Origin of the sequence: Parapedobacter sp. SGR-10 (genome assembly GCF_011030405.1) — a bacterium.
Classification (GTDB): domain Bacteria; phylum Bacteroidota; class Bacteroidia; order Sphingobacteriales; family Sphingobacteriaceae; genus Sphingobacterium.
The window spans coordinates 66,198-92,582 of sequence record NZ_JAAJTJ010000004.1; the positions used below are offsets into that span (position 1 = coordinate 66,198).

The 26,385-nt window shown below is 44.0% G+C and carries 18 protein-coding genes; 11 read left to right on the forward strand and 7 right to left on the reverse strand.

Annotated features, from left to right (window positions below; all coding sequences use genetic code 11):
• Positions 1-27: 27 nt before the first annotated feature.
• The 3 genes from nagB to G5B00_RS18275 all read right to left on the reverse strand — a co-directional run bounded on the left by nagB (position 28) and on the right by G5B00_RS18275 (position 3,511).
• Positions 28-1,950, reverse strand: coding sequence for a glucosamine-6-phosphate deaminase (gene nagB / locus G5B00_RS05225; protein WP_163872213.1), 1,923 nt, complete (start codon positions 1,948-1,950; stop codon positions 28-30).
• Positions 1,951-2,146: 196 nt separating this feature from the next.
• Positions 2,147-3,292 (reverse strand): methionine aminotransferase, encoded by a 1,146-nt coding sequence (locus G5B00_RS05230; protein WP_163872214.1) that lies wholly within the window; start codon positions 3,290-3,292, stop codon positions 2,147-2,149.
• A 93-nt stretch (positions 3,293-3,385) separates the two neighbouring features.
• Positions 3,386-3,511: a hypothetical protein gene (locus G5B00_RS18275; RefSeq protein ID WP_255453781.1), complete on the reverse strand. Its 126-nt coding sequence runs from the start codon at positions 3,509-3,511 to the stop codon at positions 3,386-3,388.
• A 57-nt stretch (positions 3,512-3,568) separates the two neighbouring features.
• Between G5B00_RS18275 and G5B00_RS05235 the strand changes: the two genes are divergently transcribed.
• The gene (locus tag G5B00_RS05235; protein WP_163872215.1) at positions 3,569-4,237 is read left to right on the forward strand and encodes a TlpA family protein disulfide reductase; all 669 of its coding nucleotides are present in this window, start codon (positions 3,569-3,571) and stop codon (positions 4,235-4,237) included.
• A 122-nt stretch (positions 4,238-4,359) separates the two neighbouring features.
• Here the strand turns inward: G5B00_RS05235 and radA are convergent, their stop codons facing one another.
• The 3 genes from radA to G5B00_RS05250 form a co-directional block, all read right to left on the reverse strand.
• Complete coding sequence (gene radA / locus G5B00_RS05240; protein ID WP_163872315.1) at positions 4,360-5,745, reverse strand: DNA repair protein RadA; 1,386 nt, start codon at positions 5,743-5,745, stop codon at positions 4,360-4,362.
• Between the two features lie 215 nt (positions 5,746-5,960).
• Positions 5,961-7,121: a dipeptidase gene (locus G5B00_RS05245; protein WP_163872216.1), complete on the reverse strand. Its 1,161-nt coding sequence runs from the start codon at positions 7,119-7,121 to the stop codon at positions 5,961-5,963.
• The gene (locus tag G5B00_RS05250; protein ID WP_163872217.1) at positions 7,121-8,860 is read right to left on the reverse strand and encodes a serine hydrolase domain-containing protein; all 1,740 of its coding nucleotides are present in this window, start codon (positions 8,858-8,860) and stop codon (positions 7,121-7,123) included. Before G5B00_RS05250 ends, G5B00_RS05245 begins: the two co-directional genes overlap by 1 nt.
• Positions 8,861-9,176: 316 nt before the next feature.
• Here G5B00_RS05250 and G5B00_RS05255 point away from each other — a divergent pair, with 316 nt between their 5' ends.
• From G5B00_RS05255 to G5B00_RS05300, 10 genes are all read left to right on the forward strand, one after another.
• Complete coding sequence (locus G5B00_RS05255; protein WP_163872218.1) at positions 9,177-9,758, forward strand: RNA polymerase sigma factor; 582 nt, start codon at positions 9,177-9,179, stop codon at positions 9,756-9,758.
• 50 nt (positions 9,759-9,808) lie between these two features.
• Complete coding sequence (locus tag G5B00_RS05260; protein WP_163872219.1) at positions 9,809-10,951, forward strand: FecR family protein; 1,143 nt, start codon at positions 9,809-9,811, stop codon at positions 10,949-10,951.
• A gap of 43 nt (positions 10,952-10,994) precedes the next feature.
• On the forward strand, positions 10,995-14,234 hold the full coding sequence (locus tag G5B00_RS05265; protein ID WP_163872220.1) for a SusC/RagA family TonB-linked outer membrane protein: 3,240 nt from the start codon (positions 10,995-10,997) through the stop codon (positions 14,232-14,234).
• 10 nt (positions 14,235-14,244) lie between these two features.
• Positions 14,245-15,831: a RagB/SusD family nutrient uptake outer membrane protein gene (locus tag G5B00_RS05270; RefSeq protein WP_163872221.1), complete on the forward strand. Its 1,587-nt coding sequence runs from the start codon at positions 14,245-14,247 to the stop codon at positions 15,829-15,831.
• 72 nt (positions 15,832-15,903) lie between these two features.
• Positions 15,904-17,568: an FAD-dependent oxidoreductase gene (locus tag G5B00_RS05275; RefSeq protein ID WP_163872222.1), complete on the forward strand. Its 1,665-nt coding sequence runs from the start codon at positions 15,904-15,906 to the stop codon at positions 17,566-17,568.
• A gap of 2 nt (positions 17,569-17,570) precedes the next feature.
• Positions 17,571-18,932 (forward strand): glycoside hydrolase family 2 TIM barrel-domain containing protein, encoded by a 1,362-nt coding sequence (locus tag G5B00_RS05280; protein ID WP_205966309.1) that lies wholly within the window; start codon positions 17,571-17,573, stop codon positions 18,930-18,932.
• 7 nt (positions 18,933-18,939) lie between these two features.
• Complete coding sequence (locus tag G5B00_RS05285) at positions 18,940-20,154, forward strand: hypothetical protein (RefSeq protein ID WP_163872223.1); 1,215 nt, start codon at positions 18,940-18,942, stop codon at positions 20,152-20,154.
• A 33-nt stretch (positions 20,155-20,187) separates the two neighbouring features.
• Entirely contained in the window at positions 20,188-21,774 is a 1,587-nt protein-coding gene (locus G5B00_RS05290; protein WP_163872224.1) for a sulfatase, read from the forward strand.
• A gap of 11 nt (positions 21,775-21,785) precedes the next feature.
• Positions 21,786-23,780 (forward strand): FAD-dependent oxidoreductase, encoded by a 1,995-nt coding sequence (locus G5B00_RS05295; RefSeq protein WP_163872225.1) that lies wholly within the window; start codon positions 21,786-21,788, stop codon positions 23,778-23,780.
• Positions 23,781-23,797: 17 nt separating this feature from the next.
• A complete protein-coding gene (locus G5B00_RS05300; RefSeq protein WP_163872226.1) occupies positions 23,798-25,639 on the forward strand; it encodes a carbon starvation protein A in 1,842 nt (613 codons plus the stop codon).
• A gap of 18 nt (positions 25,640-25,657) precedes the next feature.
• On the opposite strand, the gene lipB is transcribed toward G5B00_RS05300, so the two are convergent.
• A complete protein-coding gene (gene lipB, locus G5B00_RS05305; protein WP_163872227.1) occupies positions 25,658-26,353 on the reverse strand; it encodes a lipoyl(octanoyl) transferase LipB in 696 nt (231 codons plus the stop codon).
• Between the last annotated feature and the right edge of the window lie 32 nt (positions 26,354-26,385).

A 26,385-nucleotide genomic window follows, 5' to 3' on the forward strand; every position in this document is an offset into this window, starting at 1 on the left:
CGACACGCGTGCGCTAGGATCATTTTTTTAATCAAACTTCCACCGTACAAAAGCCTCGATAGCTTCATAATCGGCTAGCCCCAGTTTGTGGTAAAGTCCTGCCGTTTCACTTGTACGGTCTTCGGCACGTACCCAGAATTCACGAGGATCATCACCAGGAAATACAGGAACATCTTTTTGGGATTGGTGCTTGAAGATAGCCAAACGTTTGCGTTTGACCTCTTGCGGCGAAAGCGGTACAGCCATTTCGATCTCATGAATCGGATATTCATGCCATGCGCCACGATACAGCCACAGCCAACAGTCCCTGGTCCATTCGTCCGTCTCGCGAAGGCGTAAGAGAGCTTTCAGTATAATGTCAAAACAAACCTTGTGCGTGCCGTGTGGATCAGCAAAGTCACCTGCAGCAAAGACTTGATGAGGTTTTACCTGACGTAGCAATTCCATAGTCTGCTGTATGTCATCTTCAAAAGATACGTCTTTGGAAAATTTGCTTCTGTCATAGAACGGAAGGTTTTGGAAATGTATGTTTTCGTCCGGAAGACCTACAAAACGAGCACCGGCAATAGCTTCGCCCTTACGGATCAATGCTTTGACAATACGAATGATTTCGGGATCAACCTGGTTGGGTTTTTTGGTCTTGAAAAACTCACGTGCTTCAGCATAGATCTTGCTTGTCAACCCTTTATCATCGTCGATCGCTATGGCAAAATCCTGGACAAACTCCAAGTAACGCAGTACATCATCATCCCACACGGCCGTATTGCCGGAAGTTTGGTAAGCGACATGTATATTGTGTCCCTGATCCGCCAAACGGATAAACGTACCACCCATCGAAATCACATCGTCATCCGGGTGAGGCGAAAATAAGATTACGTTCTTGCGGGCTGGCTCGGCACGTTCTGGACGGTTGGAATCATCTACATTCGGCTTTCCACCAGGCCATCCGGTAATCGTACGTTGCAGGTCGTTGAATATCTTGATATTGATGCTGTAAGCAGGCCCCTGTTCGGTTACAAGCTCTGCCATACCGTTGTTGTTGTAGTCATCGTCAGTCAACTTGAGGATGGCTTTGCCCAGTTTTAAAGACAACCAGACAACAGCTTTTTTGGTCAGGCTTTCGTCCCATACTACATCACGAGCCAACCAAGGGGTATCGAAGCGTGTCAGCATACCTGCCGCATCTTGATCAAGTATGAATTCCACATGATCGGACAATTGTAGGTAGGTAGCTGGTATTTCGGGAGAGATTTCGCCTTCGACGGCTTTCTTGATGATCTCTGCCTTTTTTTCGTTCCAGGCCATCAAAATGATTTCCTTGGCCTTGAAAATTGTGCCCACCCCCATCGTAATAGCCTTGGTTGGTACATTTTCCTTTCCACCAAAGTCCCGGGAAGCATCACGTCTTGTCAAATCGTCCAATGTGACTAGACGGGTTCCGGAGTTGGGTGCCGAGCCAGGTTCATTAAACCCGATATGTCCGGTACGACCGATCCCCAGAATCTGTATATCCAAACCGCCCAAATTGGAAATCTTTTGCTCATAGGCTTCACAATAACCTTGTATTTCTTCGGGAGCCAATGTGCCGTCGGGAATATTGATGTTTGCTGCCGGGATATCGATATGGTCAAATAAGTGTTTCTTCATGAAGCTCACATAACTTTGATCATCTGTCGGCTGCATAGGATAATATTCATCCAGATTGAAAGTCACGACATCCCTGAAGCTTAGTCCTTCTTCCTTATGCAATCTTACAAGTTCTTGGTAGACTTTCACAGGAGTGGCTCCTGTAGCCAAACCTAATACGGCTGTCTCCCCCTTAGCTTGTTTATTCTTGATAATGGAAGCGATGCGATGGGCAACATCGACAGAAGCGGTATTTTGATTTGGATAGACCTTTACAGGAACTTTTTCAAAACGTGTTTCTTCTAATAAGTTTAATCTTGCCATGTTATGTGTTGATTGAGGTGTATCTATAAAAAAGTAAAATAATATCAGGCTCTAACCAACAAAGATACAATTATTAAAATTTTTTAATAATTTTTTTTCAATGCAAACCATTGCGCTAAATTAAGAACTAGGTTTAAGTACACGCGGCACACGTGCCTACCGGTAGGTAGACGTGCTGCGTGTGTCTCTTTTAGATTTAGATTTTCAACAAATGGTCGATTGCTTCATCCAAGGTTTCTTCTTTCTTCGCGAAACATATACGCAAAAGACTTTGGTTGAGATTGTCTGTATAAAATGAAGAAACCGGAATCATGGCCACGCCGGCTGTTTGGGTCAAATGCACTGCAAAATCCAATTCGGAGAGGTCAGAGATGGAGGAATAATCCAATAGCATAAAATAAGTACCTTCGCAAGGCAATACTTTAAATCGTGTTTGTGCCAATGCTTTGGCCAGATAATCACGTTTTTCCTGAAAGTAGAGGGGTAAGGAGGAATAATAGTTTATATCTGACAAATATTCTGCTATGGCCATCTGCATGGGCGTATTGACAGAAAATACATTGAATTGGTGGATCTTTCTGAATTCTGCTGTTAGATGTGTATTGGCGACGACGTAACCTATTTTCCAGCCTGTGGCATGTAGCAGCTTACCAAAGGAGGCTACAACATAAGCCCTTTCACGCAATATCGGTGATTGGAGGACACTTTCATGGGATTGCCCATCGTAGGTGATATGTTCATATACCTCGTCACTGATGACAAAAAGCCCGTGGGTGACGACCAGATGTTCTAGTGCAATAATATCTGCCCTTGTCAAAATACGGCCCGTGGGATTGTTCGGATTGTTGATGATGATTACTCTTGTCCGTTCTGTAATTTTGTGTTCCACCTCTTCCCAATCAATTCGGAATGCAGGTGCCTGTAATGAAAAAGGGATGACCTTACCGCCAAAGGCTTCGATACTGGGACGGTACGAATCATATGCCGGTTCAAAGATGATCGCCTCATCTCCCGGTGATATCAGCGTACCTATAGCCGTAAAAAGAGCCTGTGTACCTCCGGCCGTAATCGTAATCTCCGTCTCAGGGTCCACTATGGTCTGTGCAAGGACTTGATATTTTTTGGCGATACATTCGCGCAAGGGGAATGTACCCGGCATTGGCGCATATTGATTAAACCCTTTTTGCATATAGGTAGTCACAAGTTGTATAAGCTCAGGCGCAAGATCAAAGTCTGGAAAACCTTGCGAAAGATTAACGGCTTGATGCGTTTGTGCCAACTGGCTCATTCGGGAAAAAATGCTGACAGGTGTCGCCGGCAATTTGGAAACAAAAGGTTTCATACGTGCTCAAACTTGTTTATAAAGGTGTGCGATAGATTGCGATTTGTCATTCTGAATGAAATGAAGAATCTAATTGCTATACAGTCTACAGATTCAGTGTTGCATCAGCCCCACATTCCCGCACTCGACCCTGATGCCTGCTTCGCAGTCGGCAGGCCTCAGAATGACAATAGTAGAACTTCTGACGTTGTTCCTGCCATCTATCATGCAATTTTTCATGTTTTAAAAAGCTAATGTAGGAGAATAATTTATCTTTGAATAATAAAAATACAGAATATGAAAACATTTTTGGTCTGCCTAATCGGGTTATTGCCTTCCCTATTGTTTGCACAGACAAAAGCGGAACTCATCGAACAGATAAAGTCCAATCCCGGAGAAAAAGAGAGTATCCGCTTGATCCAACGGATAGATGTGCAGAATCCGGATTACAAAGAGCTTGATAACCTGTTCAAGACGTTGGATAAAAAAATACGAAAAACAACCGAAGGTAAGTTTTTACAACATTATATAGCGTCTTTGGAAAAAAGTTCTCCCGGCAAAAAAGCTCCTGGCATCACACAATTTGATCTGGCAGGGGAGCCGTATGGATTGCAAAACCTTAAAGGGAAATATGTGTTGGTCAGTTTTTGGGCTTCCTGGAATGCACAGAGCCGTAAAGAAATCCCTTTTTACAAAGAGATCTATGCTGCATTTAAAGATAAAGGCTTCGAGATTCTGGGCGTATCTTTTGACAGTGATTTCAAGGTATGGAAGAAATATATCGATGACAATGGTTTGGGATGGAAACATGTCTCCGACTTGCAGAATATGAATAATGGGGCAGCATTGAGCTATGGTATCAAAGCTATCCCCCAGAATGTGCTTGTGGATCCGAATGGGATTGTTGTGGCGAGAAATCTGCAAGGTGAGGTGTTGCGGAATAAATTGCAGGAGTTGGTAAAGTAAGAGGGGTGGTATTGTTTTTTCTCTTATGTTAGCGCACGAATCCTTTCGTGTGCTTATTCTTTTATGGCACACGAAAGGATTCGTGCGCCAGCATTGGGCTTAAGCCCCTGGCAATTGAAATCTTACCCAAATAAAGCCCCAAAGACATCCTCCAACGTCGCTACCGGACGTATGGCGATATTGTATTTTTTTGCATCGAGCCCTTTGGTATTGTACTTGGAAATAAATATACCTTCAAATCCCAGTTTTTCGGCTTCGGAAATACGCTGTTCTATACGGTTGACAGCACGGATCTCGCCCGATAATCCGACTTCTCCTGCAAATGCAGTGCCGGTGGTTAGTGGGATATCCTGTTGGGAGGAGATAATGGCTGCAATTACAGCTAGATCAATGGCTGGATCCTCTACACGTAGGCCTCCTGCAATATTCAAGAATACATCCTGTACACTCAGCCGAAAGCCAAAACGCTTCTCTAATACGGCCAACAACATATTCAAACGTTTCGTATCAAAGCCCGTAGAGCTGCGCTGCGGCGTACCAAAGGCTGAATTGGAAACCAACGCCTGTACCTCGATCATCAACGGACGCATACCTTCCAGCATTGCGGCAATAGCGACACCGCTCGTGGGGGCATCACGTTGCGAGATCATGATTTCGGATGGGTTGGATACTTCACGCAATCCCGATCCTTGCATTTCATAAATCCCCAGTTCGGACGATGACCCAAAGCGATTCTTGATCGCACGCAGTATGCGGTAGACATGATGACGATCTCCTTCAAACTGCAAGACAGTATCCACCATGTGTTCCAGTACTTTTGGTCCTGCAATGGAACCATCTTTGGTAATGTGCCCTACGATGAATACAGGCGTATTTGTCTCTTTGGCAAATCGCAAGAGCTCTGCTGTACATTCCCTGACCTGAGATACCGATCCAGGGGCTGATTCGATCTGCGCCGAATGCAATGTTTGGATAGAATCAATGACAATCAGGTCTGGTTCGACCACTTCCACTTGTTTGAAAATATTTTGTGTGGAGGTTTCGGTGAGGATGAAGCAATTGGCTTTTGAGTTTTGCGACAGGCGTTCTGCCCGCATTTTGATCTGTTGCTCACTTTCTTCTCCCGAAATATACAGTACCTTGATATGAGGGATGGAAAGGGCCAGTTGCAACATGAGTGTGGATTTACCTATGCCGGGTTCGCCTCCGATCAGCACCAACGATCCGGGAACTATTCCGCCCCCTAATACGCGGTTGAACTCTTTGTCCGGGGTCAATGTACGATGCTCTTCGTGGTAGACGATCTCATGGATAATAGCGGCCTTGTTGGTACGTTTTTGTGTTCCGGCTGGAGCTGTGCTACGCCATTCGGGTACACGTGAAGAGGTTTTCTCCACCACTTCCTCCACAAAGGTATTCCATTGTTTGCATGAGGGACACTGCCCTAGCCACTTGGGTGATTCGTACCCACAGGACTGACAGAAATATGCTGATTTTGATTTTGCCATTTTACGAAAATAGGGAATTTCGTCTTGATGCATGATAAATTTTAAGCACACGACAAAAATCCGTTCACGTCATATCGACGAGGAACGAGGAGATATCTATGGTTAGACAGGAATATGTCCATAGATTTCTCCTCCTAACGTCGTCGAAATGACGATATATTTCCACAATAACGGTAATTTGTCGTGCGCTAGATCAATCTTAGTGCACGTGTGCCTTAATTCTCATTTGCTTTCAGAACCCTTAGAAAATTCAGCCCCATGATCTTGGATACATCCTCCACCGTGTATCCTCTTTGTAATAGTGCTTGCGTCAAAACCGGGAATTTGGATACGTCTTCCAATTGTTGGGGAGGAGATTCAATGCCATCAAAGTCCGAACCAATAGCCACATGGTCTATACCTGCTTTTTGGACGAGATAGTCGATATGCTCCAAAACTCTCTCAAAAGGAGTATTGGCCAAGTGTTGATTTTCGGTGTTTAATTTGCGATAAAGGAAAGATACGCTCTTATTCTTTTCGGGTTCTTGACCAAATTGCTTCCGGTACAGATCCTTTACACGGCTATCGTAGGCGGTGTCCAAAAAAGGTGAATAAAAATTGACGCCTACAACACCCCCGTTTTTCTTTAGTGCGGCCAACTGATCGTCGTCAAGGTTGCGAAAATGTGGTGTCAGGGCTGCTGCATTGCTATGGGAGGCCAATACGGGCTTTGTAGAAATAGCCATGACATCGTAGAAAGTCTTTTTGCTGGCATGTGACAGATCGACCATCATACCCAGTTCGTTCATCTTCTTGATGATTTTTTTGCCATGTTCTGAAAGACCTTTTTGCAGATCGGCTGGTTTTTTGTCTTCTACTGCTGCTGCAGTGGCCCAAGGTAGGTTGTAGTTCCACGTGAGGGTCAGGTAGCGGGTACCCCTTTGGTACAGTGCTTCGAGGTTTTCGATGGACTCTTCGATCATATTGCCACTTTCCACACCTATTAAGGCCACGATTTTGCCTTCATTTACGATGCGTTCGATATCTCGTGTAGATTTAGCTATCTCGATCTTGGAACTATTGCGCCGTACTACACTTTCGAGCGAATCAATCTGATCGTTGGCGTGTTTGAAAGCGCCTGTTCTCCATCTTTCATCATTGGAAAATACAGCAAATACCTGCACGTCTACACCACCTTTTTGCAAGCGTGGGATATCGGTATGACCTGAGGACATTTTTTTCCCAATGTCTTTTCCTTTCAAGACAGAACTATATATCACATCGTTGTGTCCGTCGACGACGATCATGTCCTTATGAATTTTTTGGTAATCTTGAGCATTTGCTAATCCTGCATAGGAAAGGCCAAGAAAAATAGCTAAACGGATTGTTTTCATCATTATCTTTTGTTTAAAATGGTTTCATAAATAGCATCTTGAATACGTCCTCTTATATTCAAGTCGATCAATTTGTTTGTGACCTGCGGATGTACCCGATTGGACAGAAAGATATAGACCAACTGGTTTTTGGGATCTATCCAAATACAGGTGCCTGTGTATCCAGTATGTCCATATACGGAATTGTTGGACAGTTTGGAAGGGTACCCGTTTTTGCTGTTTGGATCATATCTGTCAAAACCTAGCCCCCTTCTGCTACGTGAAGATTGGCGAGAAGTAAAAAGGTCGATCGTTGTACCTTGAAAGTATCGTACGCCACCGTATTCTCCTCTGTTCAATAGCATCTGCCCATAGATAGCCAGATCGTTGGCCGTTGCAAAAAGCCCTGCATGTCCGGCTATACCTCCAGCCATGGCGGCTCCTTCGTCGTGTACATACCCTTGCAACAGTACTTTACGAAAGACCATATCTTGCTGTGTAGGGACGATTCTACTACTTTCAAAACGGTCGCGTGGATTATAACCGGCGGTCTTCATCCCTATGGGTTTGTATAGAAAATCGGAGACGTACTTGTTCAAGGGAGTGCTACTGACCTGTTCGACCACTTCTTTCATGACATACATACTGATGTCCGAATAGACATAATTGCCCGTTGATTTTACGCTCGATTTTAGCATTTCGGGCCACATGACATTCTTGTAGTAGTCGGTCAGCAGGTAGACGCCATCGGCCACCTTTGTCTGATGTGTGTCGGAGAAATAGGTCTGTAGATCTCCCTTCTTCAAATCCTTATAAAAAGGAATAAAGGGTGTGAATCCGGCCTCGTGCAGCAATACGGTGCGTAGTGGAATATCGGCTTTGTTAGTCTCTGCGGCATCTTCTAAATAATCGCCTATGGTCTTTTCCAGATCGATTTTTCCCTGCTCCTGTAGGTGCATGATGACCGGTGTGGTACCCACGATTTTGCTGATGGAGGCCAGATCAAAAATGTCATCCAATTGTGTGGGCTGTTTTTTCTCATAGGTATGGTATCCATAGGATTTTTCAAAAAGAACCTGATTGTTTTTTAAAGCCATCACCACCATGCCTGGTGTAGCTTTGGCCTGGATAGCTTCAGCTGCTATAGCATCTATCTTTTTTGTCAGTTCTTCTTTATTGCGGATATGGAGGGTTGTTTGCGCATACTGCAAACGGGTTTGTTCGGTTCGGTTGATGGACAGCCCTTGTGTAATCGACATGCCGCCAAATATACTCATGGCCATGTTTTCTTGTGCTACACAGTCTTTTCCGTTCGATACCATCTCCGTCATTTGCCCTCCAAATCGGGGGTTTTGACCGTACAAGGCATATTTATTTTCTAGAAAGGAGCATACGATAACGTTTTTGCCAGCGCTGGCTAGCTGTCGATAGCGCAACAAAATGTTCTGGTTAAGTTCCTGAGCACTGCCGACAAGGATAATGGTGTTGAAGGCCTTGGTGTTTTCTGCATCGTTTGAAAAATCGAAAGATGTGACTTCTCCATATTTCTGTAACATCCGCACCAGACAGGGATAAGCCGATTTGTTTGGTGTCACAACCGCTATTTTCATGGTGTCCAAACGTTTGAAAGGGATAATACCGTTTCGGTTGTACAGCAGTATGGTATGGTTATCTGAGATACGTTGTCGCTGAGCATACGATGATCCTATCAAAACGATCCAACCTGCGAAAAGCAGAATGAATGGTTTTAGTGTGTTTTTCATTTGTTAAAGATATGCAAAAATCAAGCTTTTTTTAAGCTCTAAAACGGTGTTTTTAATATTTTTCCCTATATCGGGCTCAGGTTAAAACAGGAATTTACAATTTTTTGAAATAATTTTGGGAGTTTTGCTTACCTCAACCGACTACTATGTGAAGGGAAGTTATGAGCCATTGAACTCTTATGTGTTAGAATAGTTTTTTGAGTTGTGAGTTTGGATAAACTTTTATAAGTTTGTTAAAGCCGTTGTAGACCATATAGGTAAGGTCTGTTATAAAGTTATAAACCCTGTATTACACTATAATGTTGATTGTTGGTTTATGAAGTTTCCGTATTCCTTATGTACATTAGAGGAACTTTGGCATCGCATACAAGCTGATGACAACAAGGCATTTGATGAGCTCTATGCCAGAACCTGGAAAGATCTTTATATTCAAACCTACAGTAAGTTAAAAATAGAGGATCTGGCTAAGGACATCATACAGGACGTATTTGTAGATGTCTGGAATAAGCGAGCTGCCCTCGAAATACATAATGTGAAAGCCTATTTGATGCAATCCGTAAAATTCAAAGTGTTGGATGAATTCCGTAAGGCACGCTATGACTTTGTAGAGATAGATAAGTTTGTAGAAGAAATAAAAGCAAGCGATCTTACCGATACAAGAGTGACTGATAAAGAGTTTTTTGAGTCTTTACATAACTGGATCGATACTTTACCGCATAAAAGAAAAGAAATATTTCACCTGAAATATGAAGAAGGGTTATCTAATAAGGAGATTTCAATGCGGTTGAATATTTCACAAAAAACCGTTCAAAATCAAGTTCTTAACTCCTCCTCTGAACTACACAGGCTTCTCCGTCGAGCTCTTTTTATTTATTTTTTGATTTTTTTTGGGATTTGATCCTGTGCAATACGACTTAGTAATAGAGCGCATTTATAAATCTGAAGTGTATGTCTAATAGATTTCTAAAAAATAGATTTCGATCTATTATCGATAAATATCTGAAAGGAACGTCTTCTGTGGAGCAGGAGAAGATGGTGGACTACTTCTATGACTCCATTCCCGATGAAGATATTTCGGAGACAAAACTCTCCGCGATCGAAAGAGATTTGAAAGACAGCATAGACCGAAGTATAAAAAAAGAGAACAGGCTAAAAAGACGGATGATGTACCTGAAAATAGCATCCGCGGCTGTTGTTCTGATCGTTTCCTCTTTCTATATCTATAATAACCTTAATCAGAAATCAAACGTAGTCCCCCTTGAGGACATGCAGAGCAGTACAACGGAAATTAATACAGCACCGGAAACACCTGTTTTCGTATTGGAAGATGGACAAAGTTATACCTTATTAGACAGTGCATTCGAAAGACTGTCCTATAAACTTATCGATGGAGAGCGTGTATTTATACTCCCGGATGACCTTCCGATAACAGACGATAGCCGACAAAAATTAAGTCAGATCAAGAATCCGACGGATAAAGTATTTGCTTTCCGCTTGCAGGACGGAACGACAGCTTGGCTGAATCCGAATTCCACCTTAGATATTCTTCCTGAAACAGACGGAAAACGTCTGGTCCGCATTGAAGGGACAGTGTTGTTTGATGTACAAAAGATTAAAGAAGAACAGGGATACAAACCTTTTGTCGTGAAGACAGCCTTACAGACGATAGAAGTTTTAGGAACCAAATTCATTGTCAATTCGGTGAATACATTGGAGGATGTTTTGTTATTGGAAGGAAAGGTACGTCTGACACACAATAGATATAAGACCGCCGTTGTCCTGAAACCGAATCAAAAAGCATCGTTGAAAGAAGCTGAAGCGAACATATTAGTAACGAAATCAACCGATAACTATAAAATAGAAGCCTGGCATAAGGGACTCTTCCATTTTGAAAACGAAAAGATGGCAGACGTCATGGCCGAAATATCCCAGTGGTACGGGCAGACAGTTACGGTCGACCCGGCTATCAAAGATATACCTATTACCGGTATGATCAGTAGGTACAAACGTATCGAGGAAGTGTTAGAGCTTATCGAACTGACCAATAATGTAAAATATCATAGGGAGGAAGGGAAGATATATGTGGAATAAAATAGTAACCATCATAAACAAAACGATCTAAAAACGTAGTCAAATGCGAAAAGTACAATGCATAGGAACAGCTCTATCGGGAGCTGTAGGGAGGTTTTTTTGCCTCTCACTGCTGACATTTCTGCTTCATCTTCAGACGGTGTCAGCTCATCAACAAGTTATTTCCATATCATTTAATAACTTGACGATCAAAGAGGTATTCAAAGAGTTAAATCAGCGGACGGGGCTCAAGTTTATCTACTCTCCGCTCGATCTGAACGACAGCAAAAAGGTGACCGGTACGTTTAAGAATGTGCCTTTGGAAAAGGTGATGGAGCGCGTCTTAGCCGACTTGAAGGTATCGTATACCATCCGTGATAATACCGTTATCATCAAAAAAGCGCAACAGGAGCGGATTTTACAGGGGCGCGTCGTTGACGATAAGTCCATGCCCATCCAAGCTGTAGTTGTGAAAACAAACGCCTCCAATCAGACGGTAGCCACTGATGTGAATGGTCATTTTTCCATTCCTATTGACAATGAAGATACTGAGCTTGTATTCAGTATGTTGGGCTTTGGTAAGGAAACGATAAAAATAGGTGTGAATACGGAATATACGGTACAGTTGATGCCGTCTGTTGAATCGCTGAATGAAATTGTGGTAGTCGGTTATGGCGTGCAAAAGCGTAGCGATATCACAGGAGCGATATCGTCGGTGACTACCGAACAGATCAACAAGATGCCGACAACCAGCATCAACGAGATGTTACGGGGAGCCGCTCCCGGTGTGCAGGTGACGATGGGAAGTGCCGCGCCAGGCGGGAGTTCTAATATACTGATCCGGGGCCGCAGGTCGCTCTCGGCAGGGAATGACCCTTTGTATGTGGTCGATGGTGTTCCCATGGCCAGTATAGATGATATCAACGCAAACGAAGTGGCGTCTATTGAAATTTTGAAAGATGCCTCGGCGCAGTCTATTTATGGAGCACGGGCAGCCAACGGCGTCATATTAGTGACGACGAAAAGAGGTATTTCGGGTGAGACGAAAGTGAACGTCAATTCCTACGGAGGAGTGCAGAACCTCTATCGCAATTTTGAATTTTATGATGGCGAGCAATGGGCAGCTTATCGAAAAGAGGCTTTCTACAATGCGTACGGTTATTATAATGAAAGTGAGGCTTTTCGGGGTCTCATGCAGAAGGTGTATCATTCCAAGGATTATGTGGATTGGGAAGACGTGATGCTTAGCCCTTCCTGGCAGAATAAAAACGATGTACTCATTCAATCGGGAAATGAAAAGACAAAATATGCCCTGTCTTTAGGACATTTCTACCAAGATGGTATAGTCCCTTCATCGGATTTTAAACGGTTTACAGGAAGACTGAATATAGACCAGAAGCTATCGGAAAAAATAACGTTAGGTTCGAATATTGCCTATACAAAGTCGTTTCGGACGATTGCAGACGGGACATTTAGTTCATTTATTACCATGCCACCACTGGCGGAGGTATATAAGGATGACGGTTCGCTACGGGAAGATGTCACCGAGGCGGGTGAATCACACTATAATCCGCTATGGAACAATATGAATGCAAAAAACGATAATATTACAGACCGACTGAACTTCAATTTTTTTGCCGATTGGAAAATAGTAAAGGGGTTGTCTTATCGATTAAATACGAGTCTGAATACACGGAAAGTGCAGGAGAACTCGTATCTGGGAATCAATCATTTTACGGGTCGAAACAACGGAGGTAGGGCTACTTTGGGGGAAAGTACGTACACGGACTATCTGGTGGAGAATATCTTGAATTATACAAAAGATTTTGGCGTACACCATATTGACGGAACAGCTATGGCGAGTTTGAACGGTATTCAATGGAAACGTATTGCGAATACGGGATTTGGATTTCCCAACGATGACCTGTATTATCATGCTATTGCTTCGGCGGATGAGTACGCTATTCCGGTGTATGAATTTTCAGATCGAAAATTGTTGTCGTATTTGATGCGGGCGCGTTATAATTACGATAGCCGCTACTTGTTTACAGCAGCAATACGTGTCGACGGTTCTTCTGTTTTCGGTGCGAATAATAAATACGGTTATTTCCCGTCGGTAGCTTTTGCATGGCGTGCGAAACAAGAGGCATTTCTGAAAGATGTCGGTTTTCTATCGGATCTGAAACTGCGATTGAGCTATGGTCAGGTGGGAAACCAGGCAATCAGTCCGTATACGACATTGGGTCTGGCGACCAGATATCTGACCGAATTTGGCGAAGAAAGTGCCATCGGCTATCTGCCGAATACAGAATTGACTAATCCGAACCTCAAATGGGAAACGTCAACTTCGACAAACATTGGCTTGGATTATGGCTTTTTCAAGGGCCGGGTTACCGGAGCATTGGAACTATACGATACGCAGACGACTGATCTTTTGGTCGAGCGCTCATTACCTACAACCTCCGGGTATGTCTCCCAGTTGATTAATCTGGGGCATGTGCAAAATCGGGGTGTCGAGCTTGCAATTAATACGATTGCAATTGATAGGAATGATTTTACTTGGAATGTAGGGGTGAATTTCACCGCAAACAGAAATAAAATCAAAAAAATTGACGGTAAGCTGGATGAAGAAGGAAATCCAGCGAACGACTTGAATAACAACTGGTTCATCGGCCAGTCGATGAACGTGTATTACGATTATCATTTCGACGGCATCTGGCAATTGGACGATGATATCGCGAATTCACATATGCCCACAGCTACGCCCGGTAGTATCCGCGTGCGGGACATCAATGGGGATAATGTCATCTCGGTAGACGATCGGGAAATCATTCCAAGGGATCCGAAGTTCATCACCTCTTTTATTACGAGCTTTGATTACAAAAATTTCAACCTGTCCTTGGATGTCTATTATTTAGCGGGTGGGTATTTGTATAATTCCTATCTGACGGCGTTTGGGAATGGTGGAGATCTAACGGGAAAAAGAAATGGTCTGCGTAGAAACTATTGGACGACTAATAATCCGTCCAATGAGGCACCAGCACCAAATTTTATACAGCCACCTGCGTATTTGAGTTCATTAGGCTATGAAAAGGCAGACTATATCCGGTTGCGGAATATATCGTTGGGCTATACTTTTCCGGCAAATGTAGTAAAGGGGATTGGCGTGGAGAGCCTGCGCTTGTTTACCACCATGAGTAATGTGTGGACATGGACGGAAGTACAGGGGTACGGACCCGAACAAAATCCAGGTGCTTATCCTGAGCCCAGAACATGGTTATTCGGATTAAATTTTTCATTCTAACATCAAGACAATGAACAGGAACATATTTTATATTTTATCGTTAGCACTGCTATTCACTTCCTGCACCAAATGGCTGGAGGAAGAAAATAGAACGAAATATTCTTCGGATTATATTTACAGTACGGAAGGCGGTCTGAAGTTGGCCGTGAATGCGGTATACACACTGTTGCGCGATTACGGAAGTGATGATCCTACCGTTCTTGCCCTGGAGCGTGGCACTGACCTTGCTGTGACCAATGGCGGAACAGGGAACTATTTCGGTATTTATGACCCCAACAACCTCAGGCCCTCTTCTTCTCAGGTCGCATTCATGTGGAAAACCATGTATGGTATTATCGGAAAAGCCAACGAAATCATCCATGCCGGCGAACAGCTGCCAGATACGGATGTTTTGCGGGCGACGATTGCAGAAGCACGGTGCTTCCGAGCGCATGCCTATTTTATCCTATACCGGACCTACGACAGAATTTGGCTAAATACAGAACCTACGACCTGGCAAAATGTCGACGATCCGAAGACCTATCGGGCAGCAAGTACGGCAGAGGTGTTCGACTTGCTGTATCGGGATCTGGATTATGCTATCGAAAATTTGGATTGGCAATCGGAAGAGCCAGGTAGGTTTAATCAGGCTACTGCCCGCCATATCAAAGCCATGGCTGCGCTGTGGATAAAGGACTGGGATGAAGCATTGAAGCAGGTCGATGAGATAGACCGGTCCGGGCACTATGAATTGATTGCGCTCGATGACGTTTTCCGAGGTGCGGATCTCAACCATAGGGAGGCCCTGATGGTGCAGCAATGGAGTCGGAATCCGGGCGGAAATCTATCAACAGGTACGCCTTTGGGTAACTACTTTGGAGCGTATTTTATTGCATCTTATCGGCAGGAAATCGGTGGAACAGCAGAGTATGCCTGTAGCTATGAAAACTGGGGTTATACCTACGGACGGTGTTTGCCAAGTCCGTATCTGTTTTCTTTATATGACCAAAGTAAGGATAAAAGGTACAATTCGTATTATATCCATCGGTATAAAAATACAACCGACCAACCCATCGCTTATGGATCTGTTACAGTTCAACCGGGCGATTATTTTCCTTTGTATAAAAATGGAACACTGAATAGATTCGTCTACCCGGGCAGCACGAAGCTGGGCGATATATGGACCCGGAGCAATCCAGCAGAAACCCGAAGTTATAAAGACTTCATCTTATACAGGCTGGCAGAGACGTATATTATCGGCGCGGAAGCTGCACTGATGAATGGTGACCAGGCTTTGGCAAAGAAATATTTCAACAAAACTTGGGAAAGGGCGGGGAACGATGAGTTTACCGGCACATTGACCATCAAAGATATTATTGATGAGCAGGCGCGTGAATTGGCCTTTGAAGGACATAGTGAGCGCTGGTATTTCCTGAAGAGGTTGGGTATCCTAATCCCACAGGTTAAAAATTACGCCGGACATCCGGAGATAGCCAGTTCTTTGGGTGGAAGAACGAATCTACCTGCCAACCCGCATTTTATACGCTGGCCAATCCCCGAAACGGAGATTATCAATATGGGACCGGAGAATTTTGCACAAAATCCGGGATATAATTAGCGTATCGGATGTATGTATAAAAGCTAAGACAGTTATAATTTAAAACGATAACAAACTAAAATTGAGATAGAAATGAGAAAAATAACGGTATTGATGTTGGTGTGGGTAACAATATGTGGTAGTAATATGCAGGTATTCGCGTCCAGCAAGGAAAACGTTTTTGATATCTGTGTTTATGGAGAAACGGCCTCTGGCGTTATCGCGGCCGTTCAGGCAGCGCGTATGGGTAAAAGTGTCGTATTGATTTCTAAAAACAAGCATGTGGGTGGTTTGGCCACCTCCGGACTTACCGCGACGGACATGAATAGAAACGACATGGTTGGTGGTCTTGCCCGCGAGTTTTATCAACGTGTATACGATTATTATCTTAACCCAGCTGTTTGGCGAAATGAAAACAGGGAGGTCTTTTTCGAAAGAGCGTTCAAAAGGACGTATCGGGGCAAAAATGACGAACGACGTATGCAATGGGTCTATGAGTCTAAAGTAGCCGAACAGATTATGCTGGATATGCTCGAAGAAGCGGGTGCCAAACTTTGGACCAACGAGCGCCTGGATCTGGACAAAGGTGTCCAGAAAAGTGGAAGGGAAATCAAACAGATCTTTTTAGAGAGCGGGAAAACAATTCGCGCTAAAGTATTTATTGATGCTTCTTATGAAGGCGATTTGTTAGCAAAGGCTGGTGTATCGTATACAGTGGGCCGGGAATCCAATGATACGTACGACGAAACATATAATGGCTATCACGTGAACTTTACAAACGGTACGGATTTGACGGCTATTGATCCTTACGTCGTTCCCGGTGATAAGAGTTCGGGCTTGCTGCCGTATATCGACGCTAACGTACCAATCAAACAAGGACAGGCGGATAAAAGAGTTCAGGCTTATTGTTATCGGGTAACATTGACCGATGATCCGACGAATAGGGTTAAAGTACAAAAGCCGAAGAACTATAATCCATTATGGTACGAAGTATTGGTACGACGCATTCAATCAAATCCCGATTTAACGCTGCAAAAGATTATCACGTTGACACCTATGCCCAATCGCAAGACGGATACCAATCATCTCGACTTCTTTGGTGCGAGCTATGATTATGCGGAAGCGGATTATAAGCAGCGGAAAGAAATTGAGCAATTGCACCGGGACTATGCACTGGGTATGTTGTGGCTGCTGGAGCATGACCCACGTATTCCTCAACATATACGGTATGAAATGAAAGACTGGGGCTTAGCGAAAGATGAGTTTGAAGAAACTGGCAATTTTCCGCACCATATGTATGTCCGTGAGGCAAGAAGAATGATTGGCGAATATGTAATGGTTGAGAAGAACGTGACCAAGAAAAATAGAGTGGGTGTATCTCATCCGATAGGTGTAGGCTCTTATCCCCTGGATTGCCATTATGTGTCGAAAGTACTGGACGAAAACGGAAAATTGAGGTATGAGGGAACGATTTTTGAACCGGTTACACCGTATTCGATCAGTTATTACTCCCTCACACCTAAGCGAGAAGAATGCACTAATCTATTGGTGCCGGTCTGTTTGTCGGCTTCCCACGTAGCGATCAGTTCGCTGCGGATGGAGCCTGTTTATATGGTGTTAGGACAATCGGCAGCAGTCGCTGCTTCTATGGCCATTGATGCAAGGCAATCGGTTCAGGACATTTCCTATGAACTTCTTGAGCAAAAGTTACTCGATTTGGATCAGATTATTATACCCGGAAACACTAAACCCCATTAGTCATGAAATATTTAGTAATACATCTAAAGACTACCGTATTTTCTGTATTGATTATGCTATTATGTAGTTGTACAGACCGCTACGACTACCCCATACCTCCGGCTTCTTTTGAAGAGACCGTGCTCCCGCCACCGGTGAAGGTAACGCTCTCGAAGGAGAGCAGTGAATGGAAAATGTTTGTGGACGGCGAAGAGTTTTATATAAAAGGAGCCTGTACAAATGGTTTCTATGGTATGCCTGCTGAATTTGGCGCTAACGTGATAAGAACCTATGGCGTTAGTGATGATAGCCGTAGAATATTGGACGAGGCTTATGAGGCTGGTTTGTATGTTAATTTCGGATTGTATATGAAAAAAGAAGCAGATGGGTTTGATTATGATAATGAAGAAGCCGTCGCCCAGCAATTGGAAGCCATGAAAAATGATGTGATCAGGTTTAAAGATCATCCGGCATTGTTGTGTTGGTCGATTGGTAATGAGGCCGAAGCAAGCTATACCAATATAAAGCTATGGTCAGCTATTAATGATGTTGCAAAATTTATTCACGAAGTAGATCCAAATCACCCGACAACGGTTGCCTTGTCTAATTCTGACCCGGCCAAGATTCTACACATCATCGATATGGCACCCGAAATAGACATATTATCGATAAATGTGTATGCTCCCACATTGCCCAACGTAATCAATAACCTTGCAGCAGCCGGTTGGGAAAAACCCTATATGATTACTGAATTTGGTCCGAGAGGAACCTGGCAGATGGCTCCTGAGCCAACCCGAATACTGGACTGGGGCGGGCTTGTCGAACAGACAAGTACAGAAAAGGCCACGATCTATTTACAGTCGTATCAAGACCATATTTTTGCAAACAAGTCAAATGGCTGTATTGGATCCTTTGTCTTTTTATGGGGGTATCAAACGCATGGAGCAGTATTGACCTGGTATAGTCTCTTGGATAAGAAGGGCTACACATCCCCGGCCGTAGATGCGATGCAATATGCGTGGACGGGGGCATACCCGGCTAATCGCGCACCTATTATTGAAGATAGAGATGATATCCTTATGAATGGGAAGAAGGCGGAGGAAAATATTAAAGTAGCGAAAAATTCGGATAATACGGCTTCGGTAGTCGCATCGGATCCTGACGGGGACCCACTGACCTACGATTGGATGATTATGAAAGAAGGGACATTTAGTTCGGATGGAAGTCTTCCACCTCCAATGGAAGGACTGATAACCGACCATACTGCGGCAACTATCTCTTTTAAGGCACCTTCAGCCACAGGGGGCTACCGCCTTATCGTATTTGTACGGGACGATGCCAATAAGAAAGTAGCAACTGGTGTCATTCCATTTTACGTTAATTAAAGAAGTTATGAAGAACACATTGACAAAATGGTACGTCCTTATCTTCGTACTGGCTCTAGGAGCCTGTAAAAAAGATGAAGGCGAATTGCAACTTCCGAATGGGTTTGCGGTGAACGTTGAACAGAATGTCGATATTCCGTATGCGGTGACTTCAAAGGACGAAATCGTATTTGACCTGACGATAAGTGCAAAAGCTGAAGCAAAGATTCAGGAAGCGATATTACGTCTTGACGAGGTGGATTTAGAGACTGCGTCGGCAACGGCGAATGCGATAGATCTGAAATATACGTACACAGTAACAGCAGCGGATGTCGGAAGGAGCTTAATATTCCGGTTGACCATAATAGATGCCGAAGGCAAGTCGGTAGATAAAGATTTTACGATATATGTACAATCTGCTCCTGCTGATATCCAGGTGAGCATTCCCGCGGAAGCACCCAATGAGGTGAAAGATAACGAAGAGGTCGCATTTACAGTGTCAGTGACGTCTGAGAACGAAATCAGGTATATCAAAACGCTGTTAGATCAAACTGAATTGACGGATTTAACAAAAGAGACTTTTGATGATCCGAAAGAGGATAACTACGACTTTGCCTATCAGCCGACAGTAGCAGATGCAGACAAAACGTTGTCTTTTACGATAGAGGTGATGGATGTGTTGGGTAATATTCACCGACAACCCTATTCCTTGTTCGTCGAGCGGTCTGTGGAAGCTGATTTTACTGCCTACTACGGCGTGAACATGGGAGCACAATTTAATACGGTCCACGGACATTTTTTTAACACCGCTACGGGGGAGACTTATGTGGCAGAAGGAATTGCTGCGAAATCAGCAGATGTTGATTTGGTCGTCTTTTATAGTTCAGGTACAGGGTATAACGTAACTTCACCTACGATGGCTACGGTTGCGTCGAATATCTATACTATCGCCAGATTTGGTGATGATGGGCTAGAAAATTGGCCTGTCCGGAACCAAACATTATTGAAGAAAATAACCACGTTTACCCGTGAAGAATTTGATTTGTTGGCCTCTGCGGCGGATATTGAAGCTGTATATGAGGAATCAAGCGCGACAGCGAGTGAGTCTTCTGGCGGACTAGGGAACGGTCACGTTGCTCCGTTCAAGACGGCTGATGGAAAATATGGTGTTTTATATGTTGTTAATAGGTCAGCAAACGCCAATTCAGGTTATCTAATCGTAGATATTAAGATGCAGAAATAAGAGAATGGGCTATAGAGATAAAAATATAGAGATATGGTAAAAACGAAAACCTCATCATTGACTAAACGGCTTAAAATAGCCGGCATAGCAACGATGATTTTAATCGGGATCATTTTTGACGGACACGCTCAAAAGGAAAGTTCGATATCATCGAGGCAAAAGGAAAAGCCGAATATATTGCTGATTATCAGTGATCAGCTGAACTGGGATTATATGTCGGCGATGGGTAACCCGTATGTCCGGACACCGAATATAGATCGGTTGTTAAACGCAGGCATCCGCTTTGACAAGGCGTATACTGTCAATCCAGCGTGTCTTCCATCACGAGTAAGTATGTTTACAGGGGGGCGTCCGAGCAAGTTTGGTGTGCATGTACCCAAAGGAATTGACATACAACGAACGGACATGGTAGCGTATGCAAAAGAAAAGAAAATAGCGCATAAAATACAGGAACAAGGGTATAAAACCTACTATGGAGGTAAAACGCATTTTGGCCCGCGTGGGTACAAATTTACACCGGAAGATATGGGATTCGAGGTGTACGCTGGTGAATACGAGTATCGAGGGATGGATTGTGTACCACAAGCTATTAACACGTTGCAAAGACATCGAAGCAATTATCCACACCACCCTTTTTTCATGGTAACTTCGTTGATGAATCCGCATGATATCTGCTATGCACATATTCAGAACAACGGATTTGATATGGAGAAAATTCTGCAACGCACAAAAGGTGAGGGCTGGAAGGCAAAGTTAAGGACATCCGTATTAGAGACACTTAAAATTCCTATCGGCCATCCGGGTGCCGGTGGATATGAGCCCGTTGATTACTACCTGCGTCAAGCACCCCCTTTGCCAGATAATTATTTGCCTCAAACTGATGAACCGAGTGTCATCTCGGGTATAGGAGAGGAGAAAGGAATGGCACCCGCTTTCGGAAGATATAGGGGACAGTACAGCGATACGGAATGGCTGCTCCACCGCTATGCGTATTGTAGGTTTGTCGAAGAGTTTGACAAAGAGCTCGGTCTCTTATTAGATGGCCTGGAAGCGAGTGGAATGGCAGAAAACACCTGTATTATCTTCACAAGCGACCATGGAGAATCATTAGGAAGTCATCAAATGGCCGGAAAAGGGCTCTTTTTCGATGAAGTGTGTCATGTTCCATTTGTCGTGATTCATCCTGACCTAGAAGGTGGTCGCATAGACTCCGTGAACCTCATATCTAACGGCTTGGATATCATTCCTACTATTTTTGAGCTTGCAGGAGTAGATAAGGATCCTGGACTAGAGGGCCAAAGCATTGTTCCTTTACTATACCGGACAAATGCTCGGATGGATAGAAAGGCTGTTCCTATAGAATTTTCTACAGGGTTGGGAATTGTTACCAACGATTTTTATTATGGAATATATTATAACGGAAAAGACAATAACGAACAATTATATGACATGCGGAAAAGGCCTTTGCAAATGGTGAATGATGCGTTGGACCCAAGCTACACCGAGCACCTAAAGCAGCATCGGAAGCAGTTTAAAGAGACACATCACAAAACGTTGGTACATTATGGACAACCGGATGGATTTGTTAAATGGATAGATGGCAATAATGACCAGCGCTAAAGATATAACACATGAGAAAAATTAAGACATTCTTTCTTTTATTATTTGTAATACCGGTATTTGGTTTTGGAGAAATCAGGGAGGTCTCTGTTGATATTTGTATATATGGTGGCACCTCCGCAGGGGTAATAGCTGCCTACACGGCTGCTAAAGCTGGCAAGAAAGTGGTCATTATTGAACCAGGAAAGAGATTGGGAGGTTTGAGCTCGGGTGGATTGGGCATGACAGATATTGGCAATAAGTATGTCGTCACCGGCTTGGCACTGGATTTTTACCGAAAATTGGGTACCTATTATGGAAATCTGGAAAACTGGATTTTTGAGCCAAAAGTGGCGTTATCTGTTTTTGAAGAGTACATCCGAAACGCCAATATTAATGTTATTTATAACCGGCAGCTAATCAATGTAAAGAAGGAGAAGGGGTATATTCGAGAAATTACCGTCACCAATCTGGATGAGCAAAATAGTCCAACGCTAACCGTGAAAGCCAAAATGTTTATGGACTGTACGTATGAAGGAGATTTATTGGCAATGGCCGGTGTCAGCTATCATGTAGGCCGTGAAGATAACAGCGTCTATAATGAAACCTTAAACGGTGTGCAATTACTAAAAGGACATCAATTTCCAGATGGAATAGACCCTTATAAAGTCAAAGGTGATCCATCCAGTGGACTGTTGTGGGGCATCAGCAACGAAACGTTGAAGCCGAACGGAACAGGGGACAAAAAAGTACAGGCTTATAACTTCCGCATCGCTTTGACGAATGACCCGGACAATATGGTGCCGATTACAGAGCCGGACAACTATGATCCGAAGCGATATGAGCTCTTGGTAAGACAAAAGGAAATCCATCCATGGAAAGAACTAAAAGATGTATTTATTTGGAGTTTGATGCCCAACAACAAGACGGACATCAATAATCGTAATGGCATGTCGACGGATATGATCGGTGCCAATTGGGAATATCCGGAGGCAGATTACCATACCCGTAAAAAGATCATTAAAGAGCATGAGGACTATACCAAAGGGCTGCTGTATTTTGTTGGGAATGATCCTGCTGTCCCAGAATTTATCCGAAAAGAGATGAAGAAGTGGGGATATCCAAAAGATGAGTATTTAGAGAATAAGCATTGGTCGCCACAGTTGTATATCCGCGAAGCCAGGAGAATGATCAGTGATGTGGTCATGACGCAACACCATTGTCAGGGCAGAGAAGTCGTTACGGATGATATCGGCTATGCGGCTTATACGATGGATTCGCACAATTGCGACCGACTGGTGGTCGATGGTATGGTGAAGAACGAAGGCAACGTAGAAGTAGGAGGTTTCCCACCGTTTCCGATTTCCTATCGCGCCATTGTCCCGAAAAAAACAGAGGTAAATAACCTGTTGGTGCCGGTTTGCCTTTCCGCTTCGCATATTGCCTTTGGTTCTATCCGCATGGAACCTGTATTTATGGTTTTGGCACAATCTGCTGCGGTGGCGGCCAGCTTGGCCATAGACCAAAAAATCGCGGTTCAAGATGTGGAAGTAGCAGATATAAAAAAGGTATTGAAAGAAAATCCAAAAGCAGATTATCGACAACCCGACGTTTTGGTGCAGGTCACGGATACGGAAAATATTGAAGTAGTTGGCGAATGGGAAACGGTACCGTTAAAAGGGTACGGTAAACATTATTTTAAAAATAGTTTGGCTACGGATAATGAATTTATTAAGTTTAACTTCGACACGGAAGCATCGGTAGGAAAATATAATGTTTACTATTATTACCCGAGAACGGTTGATGATGTGGAGCTGGTTAACATGGAATTGTTTAATGGGCGGGAAGCGAAACCCGTATCATTGAATCTAAAAGAAGTTGAAATTTCGGGGCAGACAACGAGTACTTGGGTTAAGGTAGGAGAATTTGACTTCCATTTTGAGCGTAATCCGTATGTGAAGGTTTTTTCGAGTAAAAAAGACGGTACGGTTCCTGCGAATGCTATTTTGTTGGTTCCAGTTGAATAACTGATTAATAAACATACATGGAATATTTAAACGGCGTTAATGCCCTTACCCTAGTGTTTGTAGCGCTATTATTATTTGCGATCGCTTACCGCTTTTATGGCATTTTTATGGCGAATAAAGTGTTGCGCCTCAATGCAAAGAATGTTACACCTGCAGTGGAGTTTGCCGATGGTAAAGATTACGTGGTGACCAATAAGAACGTACTATTCGGCCATCACTTTGCAGCGATTGCAGCAGCAGGTCCGCTCGTGGGACCCGTATTGGCTGCACAGTTTGGCTATCTTCCCGGTGCCCTGTGGATATTAATTGGTTGTGTGTTAGGCGGAGGAGTGCACGATATGGTCGTACTCTTTGCATCGGTAAGACATAAAGGGGAAAGTTTGGCAACTATAGCGCGTAAAGAGATCGGAAAAGGAACGGGTCTTATCGCAGGGTTAGCTATTTTGTTTATCCTTGTTCTGACCTTAGCCGGGCTTTCCTTAGCCTGTATCAGTGCGATGCACGAGGCTTCGTGGTCTCTTTTTACGGTGATCATTACGATGCCCATCGCTGTGATCATGGGACTCATTATGCGTTATCATAGGGATAGTGTAACCTTCGCCAGTATACTCGGAGGCTTGTTGCTGTTGGCCGGGATAATCGGTGGACATGACCTCATGCAGCACGAGTACATTGGCAATCTTTTCCACTGGAGCGTACCGACAATTTCTATCGCTATTGCAGTATACGGCTTTTTAGCTTCGGTTCTGCCGGTATGGCTTCTGCTCGTGCCGAGAGACTATCTCTCTACTTACTTGAAAATCGGCACGATTCTGATGCTTGCCGTGGGCACCATATTCGTCAATCCGAGCTTGGAAATGCCTGCGCTTACGCAGTTCATTCATGGTGGTGGTCCTGTAATCGGCGGAGCGGTCTGGCCTTTTATTTTTATCGTGATCGCCTGTGGTGCTATCTCCGGATTCCATGCGATCATTGCCACAGGTACGACGCCCAAGATGCTGGGCAACGAGAAGGAGATTCTGTTTGTTGGGTACGGAGCGATGTTGGTGGAGGGATTCGTTGCGCTAATGGCTCTGATTGCAGCCTGTACGCTGATGCCGGGCGATTATTTTGCGATCAACGTGCCCACGGATGCTTATGAAAATTTTCTGGCGAGCAATCCCGGACTTCATGCGGTAGAGTTGCAGAGCTATGTGGACAAGATTGGAGTTGAACTACAGGGACGTACCGGTGGTGCGGTATCCTTAGCTGTGGGGATGGCACACATCTTCAACAGCATCCCCTTTATGGATGAGTTGATGGCTTATTGGTACAATTTTGCCATTATGTTTGAGGCGGTGTTTATTCTGACAGCGATCGATGCGGGTACTCGTGTGGGCAGATTTTTCCTTCAGGAGATGCTGGGAACGGTCATCCCCAAATTTGGAGACAAGAACTGGTGGCCAGGCGTCATGATGAGTAGTTTTCTGTTCACCTCGGCATGGGGTTATCTGGTCTTTACGGGCAACGTGAGTAGCATCTGGCCACTGTTCGGCATCAGTAATCAGCTGTTGGCCGCCTGTGGCTTGATTGTCTGTACGACGATGCTCTTGCGGTTGAACCGAGGGAAGTATGCGCTGTGTTCAGCCATCCCGGGAGTATTCATGTCGGTTATTACCTATTGGGCAGGTTATATTCAGGTGGTGGACATCTATATTCCGAATGGACAGTATATGCTGGCTTCACTTGCCGTATTGGCATTAGTGCTGATGTCGATTGTCTTTGTTTTCGCATTCCGTAAATGGTTCCAACTAATGGGCATGAAGGCAGACAAAATGGACGAATATGGCGAACCGGTCAAAGAATTAGTAGAAAGGTAGGAGATAGCATGGACATCTTTATACCAACTCCATCGCGAATAAGGAGGCTATATGGTGTTTCAGTTTGTCCTTTACTTCGTTGATGTCCAATTTTCGGCCCAATTCACGTTCCATTGACGTGACGTCTTTATCATCTATGCCACAGGGTACGATATGACCAAAATAACCTAAATCTGCGTTGACATTGAAAGCAAAGCCGTGCATGGTGACCCATCGGGAAGCTCTCACACCCATGGCACAGATTTTACGGGCTTTTTCGTTGTCCGCATCTAGCCATACGCCTGTATATCCAGGATAGCGTCCTGCAGCAATGCCATAGTCTGCGAGGGTCAATATGATGGCCTCTTCGAGGGTACGCAGGTATAGATGGATATCCGTAAAAAAATTGTCCAGATCCAATATGGGATAACCAACGATCTGCCCTGGACCATGATAAGTAATATCCCCGCCTCGGTTGATTTTGTAAAAGGTGGCCTCTTTTTCCTTCAGCCCGGCTTCATCCAGTAGCAGGTATTCTTCATGACCGCTTTTGCCCAATGTGTAGACATGGGGATGTTCGGTAAATATAAGGAAGTTGGGGGTAGGCTCTTCCGTATTATTGATTCTGTTTGCATTTTTGATGGCTACGGTTTGTGCAAACAGTTCTTCTTGCCTGTCCCAAGCTTCTTGGTAATCGACCAAACCCCAATCGATGAATGTTGTTTTTTTGTTCATTTTATGCTGTAGGCTTTAAGCTGTAGGCGATA

Bases quoted from the DNA above. Each gene is read 5' to 3' on its own strand.
- nagB (WP_163872213.1), bottom strand. From the start codon at position 1,950: ATGGCAAGATTAAACTTATTAGAAGAAACACGTTTTGAAAAAGTTCCT.
- G5B00_RS05230 (WP_163872214.1), bottom strand. From the start codon at position 3,292: ATGAAACCTTTTGTTTCCAAATTGCCGGCGACACCTGTCAGCATTTTT.
- G5B00_RS18275 (WP_255453781.1), bottom strand. From the start codon at position 3,511: ATGAAAAATTGCATGATAGATGGCAGGAACAACGTCAGAAGTTCTACT.
- G5B00_RS05235 (WP_163872215.1), top strand. From the start codon at position 3,569: ATGAAAACATTTTTGGTCTGCCTAATCGGGTTATTGCCTTCCCTATTG.
- radA (WP_163872315.1), bottom strand. From the start codon at position 5,745: ATGGCAAAATCAAAATCAGCATATTTCTGTCAGTCCTGTGGGTACGAA.
- G5B00_RS05245 (WP_163872216.1), bottom strand. From the start codon at position 7,121: ATGATGAAAACAATCCGTTTAGCTATTTTTCTTGGCCTTTCCTATGCA.
- G5B00_RS05250 (WP_163872217.1), bottom strand. From the start codon at position 8,860: ATGAAAAACACACTAAAACCATTCATTCTGCTTTTCGCAGGTTGGATC.
- G5B00_RS05255 (WP_163872218.1), top strand. From the start codon at position 9,177: ATGAAGTTTCCGTATTCCTTATGTACATTAGAGGAACTTTGGCATCGC.
- G5B00_RS05260 (WP_163872219.1), top strand. From the start codon at position 9,809: ATGTCTAATAGATTTCTAAAAAATAGATTTCGATCTATTATCGATAAA.
- G5B00_RS05265 (WP_163872220.1), top strand. From the start codon at position 10,995: ATGCGAAAAGTACAATGCATAGGAACAGCTCTATCGGGAGCTGTAGGG.
- G5B00_RS05270 (WP_163872221.1), top strand. From the start codon at position 14,245: ATGAACAGGAACATATTTTATATTTTATCGTTAGCACTGCTATTCACT.
- G5B00_RS05275 (WP_163872222.1), top strand. From the start codon at position 15,904: ATGAGAAAAATAACGGTATTGATGTTGGTGTGGGTAACAATATGTGGT.
- G5B00_RS05280 (WP_205966309.1), top strand. From the start codon at position 17,571: ATGAAATATTTAGTAATACATCTAAAGACTACCGTATTTTCTGTATTG.
- G5B00_RS05285 (WP_163872223.1), top strand. From the start codon at position 18,940: ATGAAGAACACATTGACAAAATGGTACGTCCTTATCTTCGTACTGGCT.
- G5B00_RS05290 (WP_163872224.1), top strand. From the start codon at position 20,188: ATGGTAAAAACGAAAACCTCATCATTGACTAAACGGCTTAAAATAGCC.
- G5B00_RS05295 (WP_163872225.1), top strand. From the start codon at position 21,786: ATGAGAAAAATTAAGACATTCTTTCTTTTATTATTTGTAATACCGGTA.
- G5B00_RS05300 (WP_163872226.1), top strand. From the start codon at position 23,798: ATGGAATATTTAAACGGCGTTAATGCCCTTACCCTAGTGTTTGTAGCG.
- lipB (WP_163872227.1), bottom strand. From the start codon at position 26,353: ATGAACAAAAAAACAACATTCATCGATTGGGGTTTGGTCGATTACCAA.